The 20,117-nt window shown below is 51.9% G+C and carries 15 protein-coding genes; 13 read left to right on the top strand and 2 right to left on the bottom strand.

The features are described from left to right. Window positions 1-103 precede the first annotated feature (103 nt). From FGL37_RS18685 to FGL37_RS18710, 6 genes are all read left to right on the top strand, one after another. Window positions 104-1,123: a FecR family protein gene (locus FGL37_RS18685; RefSeq protein WP_028070894.1), complete on the top strand. Its 1,020-nt coding sequence runs from the start codon at window positions 104-106 to the stop codon at window positions 1,121-1,123. A 70-nt stretch (window positions 1,124-1,193) separates the two neighbouring features. Next, window positions 1,194-4,487, top strand: a complete 3,294-nt coding sequence (locus FGL37_RS18690; protein ID WP_051607113.1) for a SusC/RagA family TonB-linked outer membrane protein — start codon at window positions 1,194-1,196, stop codon at window positions 4,485-4,487. A gap of 9 nt (window positions 4,488-4,496) precedes the next feature. Beyond that, complete coding sequence (locus FGL37_RS18695; protein WP_037533836.1) at window positions 4,497-6,296, top strand: RagB/SusD family nutrient uptake outer membrane protein; 1,800 nt, start codon at window positions 4,497-4,499, stop codon at window positions 6,294-6,296. Continuing rightward, window positions 6,296-7,123: a metallophosphoesterase family protein gene (locus tag FGL37_RS18700; RefSeq protein ID WP_051607112.1), complete on the top strand. Its 828-nt coding sequence runs from the start codon at window positions 6,296-6,298 to the stop codon at window positions 7,121-7,123. The genes FGL37_RS18695 and FGL37_RS18700 overlap by 1 nt, the downstream gene beginning before the upstream one ends. Before the next feature lie 630 nt (window positions 7,124-7,753). Then, a complete protein-coding gene (locus FGL37_RS18705) occupies window positions 7,754-10,807 on the top strand; it encodes a SusC/RagA family TonB-linked outer membrane protein (RefSeq protein ID WP_028070891.1) in 3,054 nt (1,017 codons plus the stop codon). A 24-nt stretch (window positions 10,808-10,831) separates the two neighbouring features. Next, window positions 10,832-12,199 (top strand): RagB/SusD family nutrient uptake outer membrane protein, encoded by a 1,368-nt coding sequence (locus FGL37_RS18710; protein WP_037533834.1) that lies wholly within the window; start codon window positions 10,832-10,834, stop codon window positions 12,197-12,199. Between the two features lie 88 nt (window positions 12,200-12,287). Here FGL37_RS18710 and FGL37_RS18715 read toward each other — a convergent pair whose 3' ends face one another. Next, window positions 12,288-12,671 carry a hypothetical protein gene (locus FGL37_RS18715; RefSeq protein WP_138096951.1) on the bottom strand — a complete coding sequence of 128 codons (384 nt, stop codon included), beginning with the start codon at window positions 12,669-12,671 and terminating at the stop codon, window positions 12,288-12,290. An 18-nt stretch (window positions 12,672-12,689) separates the two neighbouring features. Here FGL37_RS18715 and FGL37_RS18720 point away from each other — a divergent pair, with 18 nt between their 5' ends. The 6 genes from FGL37_RS18720 to FGL37_RS18740 are packed head-to-tail and all read left to right on the top strand — an operon-like array spanning window position 12,690 to window position 18,890. Beyond that, window positions 12,690-13,586 (top strand): DoxX family protein, encoded by an 897-nt coding sequence (locus tag FGL37_RS18720; protein ID WP_138096953.1) that lies wholly within the window; start codon window positions 12,690-12,692, stop codon window positions 13,584-13,586. 22 nt (window positions 13,587-13,608) lie between these two features. Then, window positions 13,609-15,078 (top strand): hypothetical protein, encoded by a 1,470-nt coding sequence (locus FGL37_RS18725; RefSeq protein WP_028070888.1) that lies wholly within the window; start codon window positions 13,609-13,611, stop codon window positions 15,076-15,078. 21 nt (window positions 15,079-15,099) lie between these two features. After that, window positions 15,100-16,548 (top strand): MBL fold metallo-hydrolase, encoded by a 1,449-nt coding sequence (locus tag FGL37_RS18730; protein WP_051607110.1) that lies wholly within the window; start codon window positions 15,100-15,102, stop codon window positions 16,546-16,548. Between the two features lie 30 nt (window positions 16,549-16,578). Then, entirely contained in the window at window positions 16,579-17,253 is a 675-nt protein-coding gene (locus FGL37_RS18735; protein ID WP_028070886.1) for a hypothetical protein, read from the top strand. A gap of 21 nt (window positions 17,254-17,274) precedes the next feature. Next, window positions 17,275-17,436 carry a hypothetical protein gene (locus FGL37_RS25425; RefSeq protein ID WP_160169514.1) on the top strand — a complete coding sequence of 54 codons (162 nt, stop codon included), beginning with the start codon at window positions 17,275-17,277 and terminating at the stop codon, window positions 17,434-17,436. Between the two features lie 20 nt (window positions 17,437-17,456). Beyond that, a complete protein-coding gene (locus FGL37_RS18740; protein WP_028070885.1) occupies window positions 17,457-18,890 on the top strand; it encodes a phytoene desaturase family protein in 1,434 nt (477 codons plus the stop codon). Between the two features lie 181 nt (window positions 18,891-19,071). Here FGL37_RS18740 and FGL37_RS18745 read toward each other — a convergent pair whose 3' ends face one another. Then, on the bottom strand, window positions 19,072-19,815 hold the full coding sequence (locus tag FGL37_RS18745) for a hypothetical protein (protein WP_028070884.1): 744 nt from the start codon (window positions 19,813-19,815) through the stop codon (window positions 19,072-19,074). 114 nt (window positions 19,816-19,929) lie between these two features. Between FGL37_RS18745 and FGL37_RS18750 the strand changes: the two genes are divergently transcribed. Beyond that, window positions 19,930-20,112, top strand: coding sequence for a hypothetical protein (locus FGL37_RS18750; protein ID WP_138096955.1), 183 nt, complete (start codon window positions 19,930-19,932; stop codon window positions 20,110-20,112). The last annotated feature ends 5 nt before the right edge of the window (window positions 20,113-20,117 follow it).

Genomic DNA, 20,117 nt, shown 5'->3' on the forward strand with positions numbered 1-20,117 from the left:
GGGACACAGTTCTGAAAACCCTGCAATTCCTTAAAATAAACTTTACATAAGCTTAACGCATTTGGAATGGTACGATTGCCGCATTGCAGCAACTATAGGGTGTATGCAGCAAGAAAAAAGAGAACTGGAAAGATTGATTGAAAAATATATCTCGGGGCAGATCACCGATGTGGAGCGCGCGCACTTAATGCAATGGCTGCGGGAGCTCGATGTGGCTGCGGGATCTTCACTGGACGGTGATACAGCAAAGCTGCGCATGAAGGAGCGGATTGACGCGCGTCTACTGCCAGCAGAAACAGCGGTAAGACGTGCTCCTGTTGCCTGGAAGCCGCTGCTCAAAATTGCGGCAGCCGCGCTCCTATGTTTTTCATTCGCATGGTATCTATGGGAAGACCGTCCGGGCGAGGAGCCCGTGCAAACGATCTCTGCTGTAGTGAACAGAACTCCGGTCAGGCCGGGCAGGATGTCCTGTACCGTACCGCGAGATAGCACGCTTATATTGGAGGATGGCAGCAAAGTCCGCCTGCTGGCGCATTCGACGCTGACCTGGATGCAGCCCTTCCCGCAGGGGCAGCGCGCAATTCAATTGCAGGGTAAGGCATTTTTTGAGGTGGCGCACGATACAGCCCGCCCATTTACCGTGCTGGCCGGCAATATCCTAACGACAGCATTGGGCACCTCGTTCTGGGTGAGCCAGGAGACGAAAGACGCCAAACCCGAAGTACGCCTGATAACGGGCCGGGTGTCCATTAAGGAACGCGACCAAAATGGGAAGGAGAGGCTCCTTGCTTACCTGACACCGGGGCAAACATGGAATGAGCCGGCCGTACCGCCGAAAAAGGAGCGGTTTTCTAAAATGCAAAAACCGGTGGAAGAGGTCATTCAGACGTCATTGGTATTTCATCATAAGCCGCTTGCTGAAGTGCTGCCTGCCATAGCGTCGTTCTACCGCACCTCCATTTTATTTTCGGCGGACCAAGTTGCCGGATTATCATTTTATGGTACGTACACCAGAGAGAATGATGTGGGGCAGATCCTACAGACAATCTGTCTTGCAAATGATCTGGAGCTCAGGTTTAATAACGAAACAAATACCTATACGATCATAAAAAACAGTCCGTAAAAATCAATGAGAAACACCAGGATGTGCACCCCATAATAGGGGAGCCCGGGTAAACTATGCACCATTATTAATGAAAAATATGCAACTATCGTTAACCAGGAAGAGGCCGGCCAAAGGGGCCTTGTTACTACTATTGGCAATTGCTGCCGGCCAGGAGGGCTTTGCCCAGCAGCGTGGGGAACTTGTTGTCATCGTGCAGGATACCAAGTCGAAGGGCTTGGCAAATGCAACGGTCACGGTGAACAACAAGGTGAGTCACTTCAGGCGTGCGGCACAGGCCGACCAGCAGGGGAAAGTGGTCTTCAACGGCCTGCCCGTGGACAGCAACTACTGTATTACCGCGAGTTTCACGGGACTCAAGGGCAAAGAAGAATGCGAATTTATCGTCAGTCCGGGAAAGCGCTCCAGCGTAGTCTTCCAGCTGACGGATGCCAACCAAATGGATGAAGTCGTCGTCGTGGGCTACGGCACGCAAAAAAAGACCAACCTCTCAGGGGCGGTCGACCATATCAGCGGTGAGGTGCTCGACAGCCGCCCGATTTCGAATGCAGCTCAGGGGCTGCAGGGGATCGCGCCCAACTTGAATATACGGTTCAATTCTGGAGCACCGGGGGCCGTGCCCAATATCAATATCCGGGGCATAACTTCCATCAACGGGGGCGATCCACTGATCCTGGTAGACAATGTACCGGTATCGGCCGAAGAGCTGATCCGTATTGCGCCACAGGATATCGAGTCCTTCACCGTGATCAAGGATGCGTCAGCAGCAGCGATATATGGTGCCCGCGCCTCGTTTGGGGTACTGATCGTGACCACCAAGACCGGAAAAGGTGAGGCGAAAGTGAGCTATTCCAACAATTTTACCTGGAATACGCCCACGGTGATGCCCGACAAAATAACCGACCCGTATGTGTTCTCCAGGTTGCTGGAGACTTCGACCGACAATACGCCCTGGGACAATGTCAATTACTCGGATCAGTTTTACCAATATGCCAAGGAACGCTCAGACGACCCTTCGATTGTCGGTGTGCGCATCAACCCCTCCGATTCCAAAGTCTGGGAATACATGGGCAACAGGGATTGGACACGCTATTTCCTGTCTGACTGGAATGCCACCAGCTCGCATGACCTCTCCATATCGGGGGCTAATGAAAAGGTACAGTACTATATCAGTGGCAGCTACAATAGGCAAAATTCACCGGTTAAACTCACGGAAGACTATTTTGACCGATACAATTTGCGCTCCAAGGTCAATTATAGACTTTCTGACTTGATCTCATTTGGCAACAATACGGTGATCGGAAGCATTCGTCGGCTTACCCCCTCACAGATGAGCCTGGCAGATATTTACAATATCTTCCCGACTTCTTTTGACAAGAATCCGGACGGCACCTGGGCCAATTCCTCGGCCGGCATCATTGCGGCGCAGATGGTCGATGGCGGAAAAAGTGACCGTAAGTACCTGGACGTGCAATCGACCTTCAATACCGAACTCCGTTTTTTTGGCAACAGATTCAAACTCAATGCAGACTACACGTTCCGTCGCAACTCCCTGAACCGCAATTGGTATACCAATCAGTACGAGATCGGCTACGGCCCCGACGATGTGCGCAAAGAGGGAACCACAGGTGCTTACCGGGAGGCGGGGTTTATCTACCATAACGTGTATAATATATACGGCACCTATATGCAGTCTTTTGACAAACATCAGGTCAACGCGGTATTGGGGTTCAACCAGGAGGATTACCGCTACGAACTCATCAATGCCGAGCGGGCGGGCTTGATCTCGGAATCTTTTCCAACAATCCAATTTGCCACCGGTACAATGAAAATGGGTGAAGCGATTGATACTTATGCCTTGCGTGGTGCTTTCTATCGGCTCAACTACACCTACGATGATAAGTATATTGTCGAATTTAACGGGCGCTATGATGGCTCCTCGCGTTTTCCCAAAAACAAACGTTTTGGCTTTTTCCCTTCGGGATCCGTGGCCTGGCGCCTTGACCGGGAGAATTTTATGGCGCTGCCCGGCCTGGATCTCCTGAAACTGAGGGCATCGTACGGGCAGCTCGGCAATCAGTCTGTGTCCAGCTATGGCTATCTGCCTGCAATGGAAAAAAAGGATGCAGATTACTTGTTCGGCAGCGAACGGGGGATCTTTATCCAGGTTCCTTCACTGGTGTCTCCAAACTATACCTGGGAAAAGGTCAATACCATAAATGTGGGCATGGACGTCGCCGTACTTAAAAATAAACTGTCTGCCAGTTTTGATTATTATTCAAGGCGTACTCTGGGTATGCTGACGCTGGGCAAGGACCTGCCAAATATTCTGGGGGCGGCTGAGCCCCGGGAAAATGCGGCAGATCTCAAGACCAACGGCTGGGAACTGACCGTCAATTTCCAGGATCGCTTCGAACTGGCCAATGCGCCTCTCCGCTTCAATGCGAAATTGCTGCTGTCAGATTCACAATCCAAGATTACGCGCTTTGACAACCCGAACAAAAGCATCTTACAGTATTATGAGGGCATGCGCATGGGCGAGATCTGGGGCTTGCAGAGCAATGGGCTTTTTAAAGATGAGGCAGAGATCGCCAAATTGGACCAGACGTCCATCATCCCCTGGGGAGCGCTGTCTATCGTACCGGGATGGCCGACTTATGTCGATCAGGATGGTAATGGTAAGATTGAAATAGGCTATACCCTCGGAGATACCAAAGATCTTAAGATCATTGGCAATTCCACGCCACGGTATCAATTTGGACTAGACCTTTCTGCAGATTGGAAAGGTTTTGATGTCCGCGCATTTTTTCAGGGAATAGGCAAACGCGATTATTATCCGCTGGATTACCTGTATTGGGGAACATACCAACAGCCGTACGGTAACTTCTACGGGCATCTGCTGGATTTCTATCGCCCCGAAAGTGATTCGGAGATCGATCGCGCCAAGCATTCCCGGGCTTATCTCAACCTGGGCCTGGCAGATCAGAACCTGAATGCGGCTTACCCCATCTTGCAGTCCTGGCTCGCCGACCGCAATCTGGGTACCCGTATTGATCAGGCGCAGGGTCTGGCCATACCACAGACCAACTACTTGCTGAATGCAGCATACCTACGTCTCAAAAACCTGACGGTCGGTTATACACTGCCGAAATCCCTTACTTCAAGGGCCAGGATCAGCAGCTTACGTGTCTATCTGAGTGGAGAGAACATTATCGAATGGTCTGCCGTGAAGCGCTATTTTGATCCGGAGACCTTGAATGAAAATATTTATACAAACCCGACTGCAGGTTCGGATCGTGTCGGCAACGGGTTGACATATCCTTTCCAGCGCAGTTTTTCTGCTGGTATTCAATTGACTTTTTAATCGCATATCATGATAAATAAATATATAAAATTAGCCGTTGTATGTTCGGGGCTTTCGCTGCTCGGAAGCTGTAACGACAGCTACTTAGACCGTGTTCCGGAGACCGCGATCAATAATGAGAACTTTTTTAATACAGCCACTGACCTGGAGCTGTATATCAATGGCTTGTACGACTTTCCGGGGCTGGGCATTTATGAGGCCGATGCAACCTCGGACAATGCCAGTACGACCGGCAATACGGAGATCAAAACAATCATGGCAGGTAATGCATCCGCGGCGACCATTACGGGTGGCTGGAACTGGGAGCAGCTCCGCAAAATTAATTTCTTTCTGGAACATATGGCTAAAGCCAGGGTTAGCGAAAGTGAGAAAGCACATTATGAAGGATTGGGCCGGTATTTTCGGGCTCGGTTTTATGTGGAGAAGGTACAGCGCTTTTCGGACGTGCCCTGGGTGGATAAGGCTTTGGAAGTGAGTGACGCGAATTATCTCTTCGCCAAACGTGACCCACGTGCTACCGTCGTCCAGAAAATTATGGAGGATTTTGAGTTTGCTGCCCAACATGTACAACCCCGGATAAAGCTGGGTACCGTCAACAAGTGGGTCGTTTTACAGGAGTACAGCCGCTTTGCACTCTATGAGGGCACCTACCGAAAATACCACAATGAACTGGATCTGAAAAGTTCGGCAAATGGTTTTTTGACCAAAGCACAGCAAGTGAGTGACCAGATGATGCGGGAGGGTGGCTTTGTGATCCATAATTCCGGCAAGCCTGATCAAGACTATGGAAGCCTGTTTTTCAGTGAAAACCTGGAAAACAACAAGGAGGTGGTACTCGGTCGCTTTTTTGCCAACAACGTGCTCAATGCAAGTTCATGGCCCGGGATGTTTGGTAATTACGAATATTATCCGCTGCGCGACCTTGTGCAGGCGTATTTAATGAAAGATGGTTCGTTTTATTCGGCGCAGCCCGGTTACCAAAAGTATTCTTTTGTTAAAGAATTCGAAAACCGCGACCCCCGTCTGGCGCAGACCTATGCTTATCCGGGATGGCAACTGATCTATTCCCATACCTATGCGCAGGGGGCTGGCCTGTATGTGCAGCAGCTGGCCAAAAACTTTTCGGGTTACCACCAGATCAAAGGGTTTCAGAATACATTGAGCTTGGAAGCGCGTAACAACCTAGATATCCCACTGTACCGCTATGCCGAGGTCCTCTTGAATTTTGCGGAGGCAAAGGCAGAGCTAGGGCAGCTGACGCAGGCGGATCTCGACCGCAGTATCAATCTGTTGCGCGCAAGGGCGGGGATGCCGGCGATGACTCTTGGTGTAGCGATAGATCCGGTACTGGCATCGCGCTATGCCAATGTAGAAAGCAGCCAGCGTAATCTCGTTCTGGAGATCAGACGGGAACGTCGGGTAGAGCTTGCCTTTGAGGGCTTCCGGTTTACAGACCTCATGCGCTGGAATGTGGGTGAGCTGTTAAAGAATAAACGGGAAGGCATCTACTTCGCCGGGCTGGGCCAGCACGACCTGACCGGCGATGGTATTCCGGATATCGTGTTGCTGGCATCGTCCGCATCTATACCGGCCGTAAAGGAGAAAAATAGCCTGGGAAGGGAATTGCAGTACTATAGGGTTGGGCGTTTTGGTCAGGATGTCGGCGTGTTTCTCTCGGAAGGAAATAGCGGTACTGTCGAAACAATCGAAAATACAGGAACTTTTGAAGCACCTAAATTTTATTATCGCCCTATACCGCAAGCGGAAATACTTTTAAATGATAACCTGAAACAAATATTTGGATGGTAATGAAACGCATAAAAACACCTGTTTTACTTCTTATGCTGCTGGCAATGTGCTGTGGAACGGCAAAAGCGCAGCACTTTAAGTTCGCATTTTTCACGGATATGCATGTTCATGGCGACTCTACTCTCGATCAGGTGCACCGGCGGTTAACATCCCTGCCGCCGGGTGTCGAATTGATCGTCAGCGGTGGTGACAATGTGGATATTGACAACTTAAAAACCGCTGAATTACCGGCAGGGGAGCAACGGCTCAAGCAACTGAAGAACCTCTTTGACCGGACAGGTAAACCTTATCATATGGCCATTGGCAATCACGACAGGTTGCCTCGGGGCATACGCAATGGCCTTAATGACTTTGCGCTCTTTGAAAAGGTTTTTGGTCAGGCTTACTACAGTTTTGAGCATAAAGGCTGGAAGTTTATTGTATTGAATAGTGTGGAAACCAGAGATCACCAGTATGTTATCGGTGCGAAGCAATTGACATGGCTGCAGGAGCTGGTGAAAAGTACTGCCAAAGACCAGCCCTTGGTGGTCATCTCACATGTCCCTTTTTTATCTGTGTATTACCCGGTGCTGGAAGGGAGTTACACAAGTACGGATACCTTTGTCAATCAAAAGCAGGTGTTTGACCTTTTCAAGGAGCACAGCCTCAAGCTGGTGCTACAGGGGCATATGCACCTGTATGAAGAAATCAAGGTAAAGGGTGTACAGTTTATCACGGCTGGGGCGGTGTCCGGAAATTGGTGGCATGGAACCTTTGAGGGGACTGCACCCGGACATCTGGAGGTGGAGGTCCACGGAAAGGACTTTAGCTGGAAATACATCAAATAAAACCGGCATATTTCCCCGATGCTCCCCGGATATTAACGCCAGGAGCTGGCGAGCATGGAACAGGCCGTCGGGATATCATCCCGGCGGCCTGTTATGTGAGCTGTCCATGCGTTGCAAATTTTTAAGATTTCTCGGGGTTAACACGGCTTTGCAGCAAACTGCGCCCGGAGCGCAGCACGATAATGTAGAGGATACCACAGTAACACTGCGGGCGAAAGCCGCCAAGATAATTTCGAGGCGGCTTTTTTGTATTTAATAAAGTAATGAAAATAATGTCTACTAATATTGTAGATTTAATTTTATGTTTATTATATTTGTGCATCAACCTAGGAGACAAGCTATCGCAGAAAGGCCATTGGGTATCCCGAGGCCTTCTGAAAGCAGTATCTTCCGTGTGTAATGAACTATCACTGTTAATATAATTTATTATTTATGAACCAGAGTTTTAATTTGATCCCTTCTTCATCAAGAGCATATCCGCTCTCCTGTCTATCCTATTTCTCTGATATAAGCATGCGAATGTGTAGCTGCGGTTAGAAGAAAGCACCTCTTTCTTCAGACATGCAGCTTTTCTGACAAGTAATCAATTGGCGTTGGCACTTGTAATTATTCACTGTTAAAAATATATCTATGAAAAATAGCGTATGGAAGTACGCCGCGACACTATTTTTGTCGCATGGTTTGCTATTGCCCGTATTTTCGCAGCAATCTGAGCCTCTGATTAACGCGACCTTAAAAGGCCAGGTGCTGGATTCAATTTCCCATCAGCCCATAGAAGGGGTTACGATACAGCTTGAAGGTGTGACCCACCAGGTAAAGACAGATGCGTCGGGACGATTTCAGTTTATCACGGGGCAGCGGTTGCCTCTGACGTTCTCAACCTCTTTTTTAGGCTATAAAAGTCGCCGGATCACCGCCCGGCAGGCCCAGATCCAGATCCTGCTGCAACCGGCCGTTTCGGACCTGGACGAAGTGGTGGTGGTCGGCTATGGTACACAGAAAAAGAGAAACCTGACGGGTGCTGTGGCCAGAGTCGAAGCGTCCGAAGTGAACAAAATCCCCGTAGCGAGCTTTGACGCCCAGCTGCAGGGAAAGCTCCCCGGGGTGCAGGTCTCGACCAACTCCGGCGTACCGGGAGAAAGTATCTTTTTGAGGGTACGCGGGACGACCTCCATCAACTCGAGCAGTGACCCGCTCTACATCATAGACGGCGTATTCTTAAATAACACCTCCTTGCAGAATATCGGCCTCGGCGGGCGCACGAGCTCACCGCTCACAGACATCAATCCGGCAGATATCGAATCGATTGAGGTGCTCAAAGATGCTTCGGCCACAGCAATTTATGGATCACGTGGTGCCAATGGGGTGATTATCATTACCACCAAAAAGGGCAGCTATGGCAGCCGCACCAAGGTGGACCTCAATCTCCAGGCGGGATGGGCCGAGGCCAACCGTGCCCTGTTGCCCAAACTGGCCACAGGCCCCGAAACGGCAACCCTGGCCAACGAATGGTGGATAAACTCCGGACTGGACAACCCCGCACTCAAGCAGACCTTTGCCAACAGACCGTATCGCCCTGTGGCAGAAGGGGGAAAGGGAAATCCGGAAGAGCAACCCACTTATGACCGGCTGGGCTTTCTGCTGCGGCATGGCAGGCTGCAGGATTACAATCTGGGTATACAGGGAGGCAGTGACAAATCGAGGTTTTATATTGGCGCGGGATACACGGGACAGGAAGCTTTTATCAAAGTGATCGACTTCTCGCGCACCAGTGTCAAATTTAATTTTGACCACCAGCTCGGCAGCCGCGTCAAGATCGGCCTGACGAACAACTTCTCGCGCACCTACCGCAATCAGGCGCGTACCGGCGACGGTCCGCAGGTGAGCCTCTTCAATTCGGCCGTCTCCTCGGCAACGAATGTGCCCATCTTCAATACCGACGGCTCGCTCAACGGAACGGACAATACGTATACGCTGGTGGACAACTACGATGTCAATACCACAAGCCTCCGCTATGTCGGAAGCGCCTTTGCAGAAGTCGATATCGTGAAAGGACTGAAATTCAGATCCAGTTTCTCCGCCGATTATAACGTCTACGACGAATCGCAGTACTGGAACAGCAAAACAAGTATCGGGATCGCGAACAATAACCAGGCGACATCCGGAATCTCAAGAAATGGTACCTGGATCAATGAACAGACGCTCTCGTATCAGCATGCCTTTGGAAATCACAACCTTAGTGCTATCCTGGGCAACACCTTGCAGAGCAATGTGCTTGATTATAAATATCTGGAAGGAAATGGTTTTGCCAACGACTCTTTCAGACAGATCTCTTCGGCAGCTAATATTATCGCCTCCGACAACTGGACCAAGTACACAATTTCCTCGTTTTTTGGCAGGATAGGTTACAGCTATGGAGACCGCTATTTTGCGGAGGCAACACTGCGGGCAGACGGTTCGTCCAAGTTTGGCGCCAACAACCGCTGGGGGTATTTTCCTGCGTTTTCGGCAGGCTGGCGTATCAGCCGCGAAGCTTTTCTGGCCGGACAGTCCTGGCTGAGCGACCTGAAGATCAGGGCATCCTACGGACTGACCGGCAATCAGGCGGGCATCAGCAATTTCGCTGCACGGGGCTTGTGGACCGGTAACGAGAAATACGCAGACAGCTTCGGTAAAGTATCGCCTGCTACGGGACCTTCGCAGCTGGGCAACGATGACCTGCGCTGGGAGAAAACAGCGCAGGCTGACCTCGGACTGGATCTGGCCCTGTTCGGCAGCCGCCTGTCCGTCACGGTTGACCTCTACCACAAATACACCTCGGATCTGCTGCTCGAGCGCCCGATTGTGGGGAGCTCCGGCTTCTCAAAATATTGGGCCAACGTCGGTGAGATCAGCAACAAGGGCTACGAACTGCTGATCAGCTCGCTCAATGTCAAAACCAGAGATTTCGCCTGGAATACGAGCCTCAACATCTCCGGCAACAAAAATAAAATTGAAAAGCTGCCGGCTCAGATCACACAGTATACCCGCGATTGGGTGATCCTTAAGGAGGGCTATTCCCTCAACTCGTTCTGGCTTTATGAACAGCTCTCGGTCGATCCCCAGACGGGCAAGGCCGTATTCGATGGACAGCTCAGCGACGGTTCGCTACCGACCTCGGCCCGCAAGGTATTCCGCAATGCCTATCCCAAATTTTATGGGGGTATCGGCAATACCTTTACCTACAGAAACTTTGACCTGGGCATTGACTTCAGCTTTCAGTACGGCAGCTATGCGGTAAACCTCAACCGTTATTTCCGCGAGCGCAACCCCAGCAGTGGCGGCGTATTCAAGAATGTGCTGAACAGGTGGCAGCAGCCGGGGGATATCACCGACGTGCCACGGCTGACTTCGGAAGGGCTGAACTATACCATTGATGCAAACAGCCGCTACCTGGAAGATGCCTCTTATCTAAAACTCCGGCAGCTGACCTTGGGCTACAAGTTACCGCGCGAGCTGGTTGAGCGGGCAAGGCTGACGGCTGCACGTGTATATTTTGTGGGGTCCAATCTCTTTTTGTGGAGCAAATATACCGGTGATCCGGAATCCAACGTGACGAGCAACCCCAATGCGCAGGGCCTGGGCTCCTTTGGAACACCCCCGCAGCCGCGCACCTTCCAGCTTGGTCTGAATGTCACATTATAATTGTTAATCGCAATGTTTACGCTCATGAAAAAAACAAGACATTTCTTATATCCGCTTATCATCCTGCTGCTGACAGGCTGCAACTCCTTTCTGGAGGTCGAACCGCGTAGTTCGGTATCTGATGAAGTGACCATCGTCGACGGAAACTCGGCGGCAACAGCCGTCCGCGGTATATACGCGGCGCTGCGGTCCAACGACTATTATGGCTACAGCTTTCAGCTACTGGGCTTCTTTTCGGCAGATAATATCGTGTACCGGGGTAGCCAGACCGTCCACCAGACCTTGACCAACCATACGGTCAAATCGGATCTGGCCGTACTGGCGACTGCCTGGAACCAGATATACGCAACCATCAACAGGGCCAACCACGTGATCAGCAAAGTGCCGGGACTGGCCCTGACCACCACCTTCACCGAGACTTATCGGAATCAGCTCGTTGGTGAAGCGTACTTTATCCGTGCCCTGGCCTATTTTGACCTGGCACGGACCTGGGGCGGTGTACAGCTTGTGCTGCAGCCGACGGCTTCGGCGAGCAGCTTGCCGCAGGTGCCCAGAAGTTCGCTGGCGGATACTTATGCGCAGGTGCTGCAGGATCTGCAGAAAGCAGAACAGCTGCTGCCCGATGAAACCAACCGTATCCGTGCGACCAAAAAAACGGCGCGTGCGCTGCTGGCCAGATTCTATCTCTACCAGAAAAATTGGTCCGAAGCGGTCAAATATGCGTCCTATATCATCGATGACAACAGCAATTATAGCCTGGTGACACCGTATCGCTCATTCTATGCCAATAATACCTCCAATACCAAGGAATCGGTATTGGAGCTGGTATACGATATCAACAATACGAGCGGGCAGGCTAGCCAGTGGCTGGCCGGAGCCAATGGCGGGACGGCCTGGATACGTCCTTCACAGGATATCTATGACCTGCTCGTCAATCCTGCCATAGGCGGCGACCGGTCAGCCCTGGTATCTCGCACGTCTTCTTCGACAGACCCGAATATTCTGATCGGGAATCTCTATTACCGGACCGACCGTACAGACCCTGTCTTCCTGATCCGGACGGCCGAACTGTATCTGATCCGTGCCGAAGCACGGGCACAGCTAAACGGAGAGGGGGATCTGACTGCTGCTCTGGCCGACCTGAATGCGGTGCGCCGCCGGGCCAATATCGAGCCGCTGGAAGGTTTGGGCAAGGTGGCATTGCTGCAGGCCATAGAACAGGAAAGCCGGGTGGAGTTTGCGCTGGAAAACCACCGCTGGTATGATCTGCTGCGAACCGGACGCGCGCAGGAGGTGCTCGGTATCGCCTCGGCCAATAGGCTGCTGCTGCCGATCCCTTTCGCTCAGGTCTCCATTGATCCGGACCTGCATCAGAATCCGGGGCTGGACTGATGACCAGCTGTTTTTATCCATTTAAATCTGTACTGACATGTCAAAAATAGAAGACTCTCATTTTTTTCAGCCTTCTCGCACGGGGATTTTATACACCGGTCTGATCTTCTTTCTGCTGCTCAGCATTCCGTACGATCCGCGCCTTTTCAGCGGCAGCTCGTTTGCGGATCTGCTGTCCCCGGAAAACTGGTTCGAGCTGGCGACCTATCGCACCTCTTTTGTTCCGGAAAGCCCATTGGCGGGTGCTGACCTCCGCGGCTATATCAACTGGGCTATTGCACTCGCGGTGGCGCTGCTGCTGACCGCAATCTTCGGACGGCGGCTCAGACGGGGGATCCGTAGCAGCGACGATACGCTGTACTACTGGCTCCGCGTCCTGCTGCGTTACCGCCTCGCCCTGGCCATGACCTTTATCGGTATTGTCAAAATTATCCCGATACAGCTGCCCGAACCCACCATTAGCGAACTGCATACTGAATATGGCGACTTTATGCTCTGGAAGCTATATTACCTGACCAATGGTATCGCAACCGCCGGTTACCTGCCGGTGATCGGGGCGCTCGAGATCCTGGGCGGTCTCTTTTTGCTCAACCGCCGGACGGCGGTCATCGGTGCGGGACTGCTGCTGGCGGTACTGCTCAATGTCGTGATCGTCAATTATGTATACGAAATCGGTGAGCAGGTGTACAGTTCTTTTCTGCTGCTGCTGGCGATTGTCATTTTTGCCTACGACTGGCCCCGTTTTTACCGCCTGCTGATCAGCAAGACAGCCACGGTTCCGGATGGCTTCTGGCCACAATATGGCCGCCGGACGGCCGCTGTGCGTCCTTATCTCCAGGTGCTCGTCCTGCTGCTGATCGCTGTCTTCAGTGTCCAGGCCTATTTGAGCTGGAAGAATTCGGATTATCCCTTTCCGGACGAAAAGGGGCTGCGGGATGCCGCAGGGGTATATGATGTGAAGGACTTTGTATGGAAAGGGGACACGCTGGCCTATTCGCTGGCAGACAGCATCCGCTGGAAAGATGTGGTCTTTGAGAAATGGAATACCATCAGTATCCGCGGCAACCGCCCCGTGAAAGTGGACAGCCTCAGACCGCATATCGCCTTTAACCGTGAACGCAATTACGAATATCTGGGCAATGCTGGCCGTGAATTCTTTGGATATACCGTAAGAAAAGGAGGCGATGGGCTGCCGGAGCGTATTACGCTCACCGGAAAGGTGGAGCAGGAGCACACGTTTTCTTTTGTGGTCCGCCGGCCGGATAAGCGCACGCTGCTGCTCGACGGGACGGATCAACGCGGAGATTCGCTCCACGTACGCCTGGAAAAAACAACGAAAAGATACCTGCTGCACGAGGGCCGTAGAAGACCGGTCCGTATTTATTAACTGACTCAATTAGACAAAGTTTATGGCAACTATTCAATATATGGAAGGAACACTCGCCAGCAAGGAAGACCGCGGCTGGACGTACGGGGAGAAGGTGGGATTTAGATTTGCGTTTATTTTCTTTATCCTGATGGTGGTGCCCCTGGACCCGGAATGGTACGAAAAGGTATTTGCGCCTGATTCATTGTACGACTTTATGGCATCTCTTGCCGGGGGATCACGCACCGGCTGGATCGAAGTGGACACGGAGAGTGGCAAATGGGGTTTTGCATCTTACACCTCATGGTGGCTCAATGCACTGATTGCGGTGCTGGGCGCTGCTATCTGGACCATATTGGCCCGCAACAGCAGAGTGCGGCAGTATGACGCGCTCTACTACTGGCTGCGGGTACTGGTACGCTACCGCATCGCACTGGGTCTGATCGCATTTGGTTTTATCAAATTCTTTCCCATGCAGATGCCCTTTCCTTCACTCGCCAACCTGAATACCGATATCGGCGAGTATGCACCATTTAAACTGTATTGGCAGATTGTCGGTGTCTCGTATAGGTACGAGATATTTCTGGGTTTTCTGGAGATTGCTGCAGGGAGTCTGCTCTTTTTTCGGCCGACCGTCGTGGTCGGCGCAATCATCAATGCAGGCGTTCTGTTCAACATCGCCCACGCCAACCTTGCATACGATGGTGCCGTACATGTGTACAGTTCGTATTTCGTGCTGCTGTCGCTATTTCTGCTGCTGCAGTATATCCCTGCGATCTGGAAGCTTTTTATACTGCGCAAACCGGTGAACACCTATTATTATGTGCCGGGGTTTGTGAAGACATGGAACAAGCCTCTGTACTTTGGCATTAAGACGGCCATTGTGCTGTTGTTTGTCTTTGTATACGGCTATTTTAGGTACGAGCGTTTTTATCATGAAGGCCGGCTCAAGGAACCGGTGCTCCCGGGCCTGCCCAAGGCAGCGGGACATTACCTGGTCTCCGGGTTTGTGCTGAACGGAAAAGCCCTGCCTTACTCGCCGGCAGATTCCGTGCGCTGGCATGAAGCATTTTTTGAACGTTATTCCACGCTCGTGTATAAGGTCAACAAAGCCAACGATATCGATCTGGGCAACGGCACCCCAGCCCTCAATGATGTGCTCAAGACCTATGAATTTACGGGCAGGGCAGGCGGAAAGACGTATCTGTACTACGAAATCGATACGGTGCAGCAGCAGCTGTATCTCATCGACAAAAACCAAAAATTCAGTAAGGACCTGCGCAGACAGCTCGACAAAAAGCTGGACGTGGGTCTCAAAGCGCTGTACGGAAAAGCCATGGGCGATAGCCTGCATATCCTGAAATGGGATTATGAGCGGCCGACAGCTCAACAGATCAGGCTCCGCGGACTGGATGCAGAAGGTAACAAGCTGGAAATTACCCTGGACCGTATAGACGAGTCGTATCTGACCGGTAAGGAATGGTATATGAAAAATACCCTTTTTACTTATTAATCCTGTAAAATAGATCGTATCATGAATAGAAGATTCTTTATACAACGCTCTGCTCTCCTGTTTACGCTTGCAGCGGGGCAAGGGGTATCCTCTTTTGGAAATACCGGCAAAAAAGGGGACGGCTATGTGGTCCGGCAGTTTGAAGACGAAGGCCTGGCCCAGTTTTCCTATGCGATATTAGCTGATAGAAAGATCGTACTCGTGGATCCTGCACGCGATCCGCAGCCCTATTATGTGTATGCAAAAGAGCAGGGGGCGCAGATCATCGCTGTGGTGGAAACGCATCCCCATGCTGACTTTGTGAGTTCACACCTGCAGATCCACCGGGAGCTGAAGGTACCCGTTTATGTGAGTAGGCTGGTGGCTGCGAGCTATCCGCACAGGGCCTTTGATGAGGGTGATATCCTCAGGCTTTCGGACCGTATTGTACTGCATGCGCTCCATACGCCCGGACATTCCCCGGACAGTATTTCGGTGCTGCTGAAGCAGGACGGCCGTGCTGTGGCGATCTTTTCGGGAGATGCGGTACTGATCGGCGGTGTCGGCCGGCCCGACCTGCATGAATATGCCGGAAGCCAGACGGCACAGCGCGAAAAGCTGGCACGACAGCTCTACCATACCGTGCATGGAGTTTTTGCAAAACTGCCAGATGAGGTTGTGCTGTACCCGGCCCACGGCGGGGGTTCGCTTTGTGGTCATGCACTAAAGGGCGCCCGGCAGAGCAGCATCGGGCAGGAAAGGAAGCAGAATGTTGCCTTTGGAGACAGCACAGAAGCGGAGTTTGTCCAGCGCATCCTGGACGACCGCCCGCCTATACCGGCTTATTTTCCCTACAATGTGGAGCTGAACCGCAGGGGAGCGCCGGCATGGGAGGCTTCCTTGTCAGATATCCCTCTGATAGGAGCAGAAGAAGTGCCCCCGGCGGCGCACAAGATGGTCGATACACGGCCTGCCTCACAGTTCAGGCAATCGCATCTGCAAGGGGCCATCAATATTCCGGAACGGAATAAGTCTGAATCCTGGATCGGCACTTTCATCACTCCTGGAGACCATTTCTATATTGTCGCCGGTAGCCGGGAGCAGGCACGGACGCAGCTCGCCAAGGTGGCCAAAATCGGGTATGAACAGTTTGTCAAAGGTATTGTGCTTCTCGATGATTATCAGGGGCTGCAGTCGGCAGCTTTTGACCGGACAGCGTTTGACCGGGATCCACAGAGGTATTTTATCCTGGACGTACGTACGGCAGAGGAGGCAAAGGGAGATCCGCTGTTCGGCACTGCGCACCATATCCCACTGGCCGAACTACAGCAGCATATTGCTGAACTGCCCACCGACAAAACCATTGTCGTGCACTGTGCATCGGGCTACCGCTCGGCGATAGCCAGCAGCTTGATCCAGTCCCGCCTGCCGCAGGCAAGGGTATGGGATATAGGTGAACAGATCAAAGAATACCGGAAATCCGTAAACTAATTACTGAAATACAACAGAAAATCAGAGGATATGAAAGATCTCAAACTTTTATCGGGCATGCTTCTGGCAATTGTGATACTGCTCAACATGACCAATTGCCAGTCCAGAAACGACACCAAGGAAGCGGTAAAAAATAGTCATGTCAAGCTCAAAAACGAAGAGGCCGTCCGGTTTAAACAGGAACTGGAAGGTCTCAATACGACCAATAAGGTGACCGTACATATTCCGGACAGCGCACGGATCGTCTATGCGACCGAACAGGATGTACTGGAACTGGAAAATGGTATCGTCCTGTTTGGATGGCCAAGCTGCCCCTGGTTCAGAAATGCCATAACGCCTTTGCTGGAATTCGCGGCGGAGGAGAAGGCGACTATTTATTACCTTAATATCCATGACATCCGGGATGTCCGGGAAAAGAACAAAGACGGCAAAGTCGTGACGGTCAATGCTGGCAGTCCCGGCTATGAAGCTATACTGAGCAGATTTCACGACATCCTGAATCCCTACAAAGCCCTGGGTATTGACTCCATAAAAAGGATATCATCGCCCACGGTACTATTCGTCGAAAAAGGAAAAGGTGTACATAAGGTGGTGTCAACGGTGGCCTCCCAGACGGACCCAAAAATCAAACTGGACAGCGCACAGCGTCAGGAACTTAAACAACGGTACAGGGAATATTTTTTGGACGGAGCTCCTATAGGATAAGATCATGAAAATACACAACATATGAAAAAATTAATCAATCTTGGACTTTTAGCATTTGTTTTGACGACATTTACAGTAGCTTGTGGATCGGCAGGCAAAAAGAAGGATAATGGCAGCGAACAGCGGGATTCAACATCATCCGGGCAGTCAAAAAAAGATCAGCCCAATACAGGCTGCGATTAGGGACAATTAACAGTCAGTCTATGCGAAAATTTGATGCGATTATTATTGGCTCGGGGCCAAATGGTTTGGCGGCGGCAATTACCTTTCAGCGGCAGGGACTCAGTACCTTGCTGATTGAAGGTGCAGATACCGTGGGTGGCGGCATGCGCACAAAAGAGCTTACATTGCCGGGCTTTAAACATGATATCTGCTCGGCGGTGCATCCTATGGCGATGGCTTCGCCGTTTTTCAGAAGTCTGCCTCTGGCGGGCTTTGGATTATCTTTCGTGAAACCGCACTATGCTGCTGCGCATCCTCTGGACAAGGGGGAGACGGGGCTGCTCTACCATAGCCTCGCCGAAACGGTGCAGGGTCTGGGGATTGATGGTGAGCGGTATCGTAGGCTTGTCGGCCCTGTGGTCGAACACTGGGAGGAGCTGGCTCCGGATATCATGGGGGCATTGTCTTTTCCGGAACATCCTTGGCATCTGGCGGCATTTGGCCTCCATGCCCTGCAGCCTGCCAGCTGGACGGTGAGCCGTTTTGCCACCGAACGGGGCAGGGCCCTCTGGGCAGGAATGGCGGCACATGGCATTCAGCCACTGAGCAACTGGACGACTTCGGCAATTGCCATTGTCCTGTCCGCGGTAGGCAATAAGTACGGCTGGCAGATTCCTGTCGGTGGCTCCCAGTCCATCGCCGATGCCCTGCTGCGGTATTATCAGTCCCTTGGCGGCGAGCTGCAGACCGGATATTGGGTGCAGGACATCCGCGATCTGCCCGCCCACCGGGTGCTGCTTTGCGACATGACGCCCAAGCAGCTGCTGCAGCTCAAAGGTCTGGAGCTGACGGCGGGGTACCGCGGACGCCTCCGGCGGTATAAACAGGGCATGGGGGTATTCAAGGTGGACTGGGCGCTGTCCGAAAAGACACCCTTTAAAGATGTACGCTGCCAGCAGGCCGCAACGGTACACCTTGGGAATAGCTATGCTGAAATTGCGGAAAATGAGCGGCTGAGTCATAGGGGAAAGCGGGTGGACAAGCCTTTTGTCCTGTTTTCGCAGCAGAGTGCTTTTGATCCCGGACGTGCTCCCGAAGGCAGACATACGGGCTGGGCGTACTGCCATGTGCCCAACGGAAGTAGCCTGGACTACAGCGAAGCAATTGAAAACCAGATCGAACGTTTTGCGCCGGGATTTAAAGACACTATTCTGGCGAAGCATACGCTGTCGCCTGCGAAGCTCGAGCAGTATAACCCCAATTACGTCGGCGGGGATATCAACGGCGGGATCATGGATATCACCCAGCTGTATAGCCGTCCGATCCTGGCGTTAAACCCTTACCGTACCTCGGCCGGCCACGTTTACCTCTGCTCATCGTCCACACCACCGGGGGGCGGGGTGCACGGCATGTGCGGTTTTCAGGCAGCCCGTATGGCACTGAAAGAGCATTTTGGCCTCTGGGCAGACCTCTAGTATTTACCTTGTTGGCGGCCATGACTATGGATACCGATGGGTGTAGTCAATTATGGGCATTGCGTACTGATATGATCAGATGCTCTGGTTTGAGAAATTGACATTTTTAATTGATCCGGTACTTAAACGGCTGAGGAACTACATGTGCAGAAAGGGACCGCGGGGCAATGCTTCCTATAGGTCAATTCCGGCTGCTACTGCTGAAGGTTCCGTCTTTAAAAACATATCGGTCGGCTCCGTTTTTCCATGTGGTCTTCCCCCGGTTGTAAAGCAGCAATCTGTAATCTACGGTGACGGTGTCCTGATGCAAGCTGAGGGAGAGGGAGGCATATTCCGAAAAGCTGGATGCACCGCTGGGGCGCAGATAGCAATCCTGTGCCAGTACTTGCCGGGCTATGCTGTCGTTTGGAAAATATTTTGCAATCAGGCTTTTATGAGCCTCCGATCCCTGCTTTCCGAGCTTCAGCGCGCTGGTCAGGGCGCAATATTCGCCGTCGCAGTCGGTGCCGCCTATGGCGGCATAGCGTGCTGCCATGGCCCGGAGGGGCTCGCTCAGGCTGTCCAGCGCAGTGCTGTCGATAATTCCCGGAATCTGATCGGACGGCCTGATCAGTTCCAAAGTCTGCCTGCCGGCAGCGAGCACGGTATCGGGGGATAGGATCATGGGTGCGGCACTGTCCGCTATATTGATTTTTTCTGCTGAAACTGGTCTCTTTTCTGTGCCGCTATTGCCACAGGCGGCAGTCAGCAGGGTGGCGCCCAGGGCAACCAGCAAACCTATTACGCGTATTTCCATGCTGAACAAGTAGCCATTTCTATGCCAGTCTACTAGGCGGCCGGTAAATATTTCGGCTGTTCCCGTATACCGCACTGCTGATGAGTTCTCAACGATGTTTGGCTGTTTGTAGGCTGACGGCGGCATCATTGGATGACCTGCGAGATCGATTGCGTAAAAATGTTCGCGTAATATGGCGACAATACGTTAATTTTATAGCATAACCATATTTCCCGTGGACTATACGGGAAATCCTAAACTGTGATGAAGCGAAGATCAATCATGTGGTGGCTATTGCCGTTGGTGTCGGTCCAGATAAATAGGGGGCTGGCTATGCTGCATATTTATCTGCAGGGCATGGATGCCCTTATCCTGTTCAATGACATGGGCTATCCGACTACATGGTCCGGCAGAGTAGCGGACCGGCTAAAGAATTCGAATGACTAAACCAT

The sequence above is a fragment of the Sphingobacterium thalpophilum genome (genome assembly GCF_901482695.1).
Taxonomy (GTDB): Bacteria; Bacteroidota; Bacteroidia; order Sphingobacteriales; family Sphingobacteriaceae; genus Sphingobacterium; species Sphingobacterium thalpophilum.

Bases quoted from the DNA above. Each gene is read 5' to 3' on its own strand.
- FGL37_RS18725 (WP_028070888.1), top strand. From the start codon at position 13,609: ATGGCAACTATTCAATATATGGAAGGAACACTCGCCAGCAAGGAAGAC.
- FGL37_RS18745 (WP_028070884.1), bottom strand. From the start codon at position 19,815: ATGATGCCGCCGTCAGCCTACAAACAGCCAAACATCGTTGAGAACTCA.
- FGL37_RS18710 (WP_037533834.1), top strand. From the start codon at position 10,832: ATGAAAAAAACAAGACATTTCTTATATCCGCTTATCATCCTGCTGCTG.
- FGL37_RS18690 (WP_051607113.1), top strand. From the start codon at position 1,194: ATGAAAAATATGCAACTATCGTTAACCAGGAAGAGGCCGGCCAAAGGG.
- FGL37_RS18695 (WP_037533836.1), top strand. From the start codon at position 4,497: ATGATAAATAAATATATAAAATTAGCCGTTGTATGTTCGGGGCTTTCG.
- FGL37_RS18730 (WP_051607110.1), top strand. From the start codon at position 15,100: ATGAATAGAAGATTCTTTATACAACGCTCTGCTCTCCTGTTTACGCTT.
- FGL37_RS18720 (WP_138096953.1), top strand. From the start codon at position 12,690: ATGCTCTGGAAGCTATATTACCTGACCAATGGTATCGCAACCGCCGGT.
- FGL37_RS18715 (WP_138096951.1), bottom strand. From the start codon at position 12,671: ATGCAGTTCGCTAATGGTGGGTTCGGGCAGCTGTATCGGGATAATTTT.
- FGL37_RS18740 (WP_028070885.1), top strand. From the start codon at position 17,457: ATGCGAAAATTTGATGCGATTATTATTGGCTCGGGGCCAAATGGTTTG.
- FGL37_RS18750 (WP_138096955.1), top strand. From the start codon at position 19,930: ATGAAGCGAAGATCAATCATGTGGTGGCTATTGCCGTTGGTGTCGGTC.
- FGL37_RS18700 (WP_051607112.1), top strand. From the start codon at position 6,296: ATGAAACGCATAAAAACACCTGTTTTACTTCTTATGCTGCTGGCAATG.
- FGL37_RS25425 (WP_160169514.1), top strand. From the start codon at position 17,275: ATGAAAAAATTAATCAATCTTGGACTTTTAGCATTTGTTTTGACGACA.
- FGL37_RS18685 (WP_028070894.1), top strand. From the start codon at position 104: ATGCAGCAAGAAAAAAGAGAACTGGAAAGATTGATTGAAAAATATATC.
- FGL37_RS18705 (WP_028070891.1), top strand. From the start codon at position 7,754: ATGAAAAATAGCGTATGGAAGTACGCCGCGACACTATTTTTGTCGCAT.
- FGL37_RS18735 (WP_028070886.1), top strand. From the start codon at position 16,579: ATGAAAGATCTCAAACTTTTATCGGGCATGCTTCTGGCAATTGTGATA.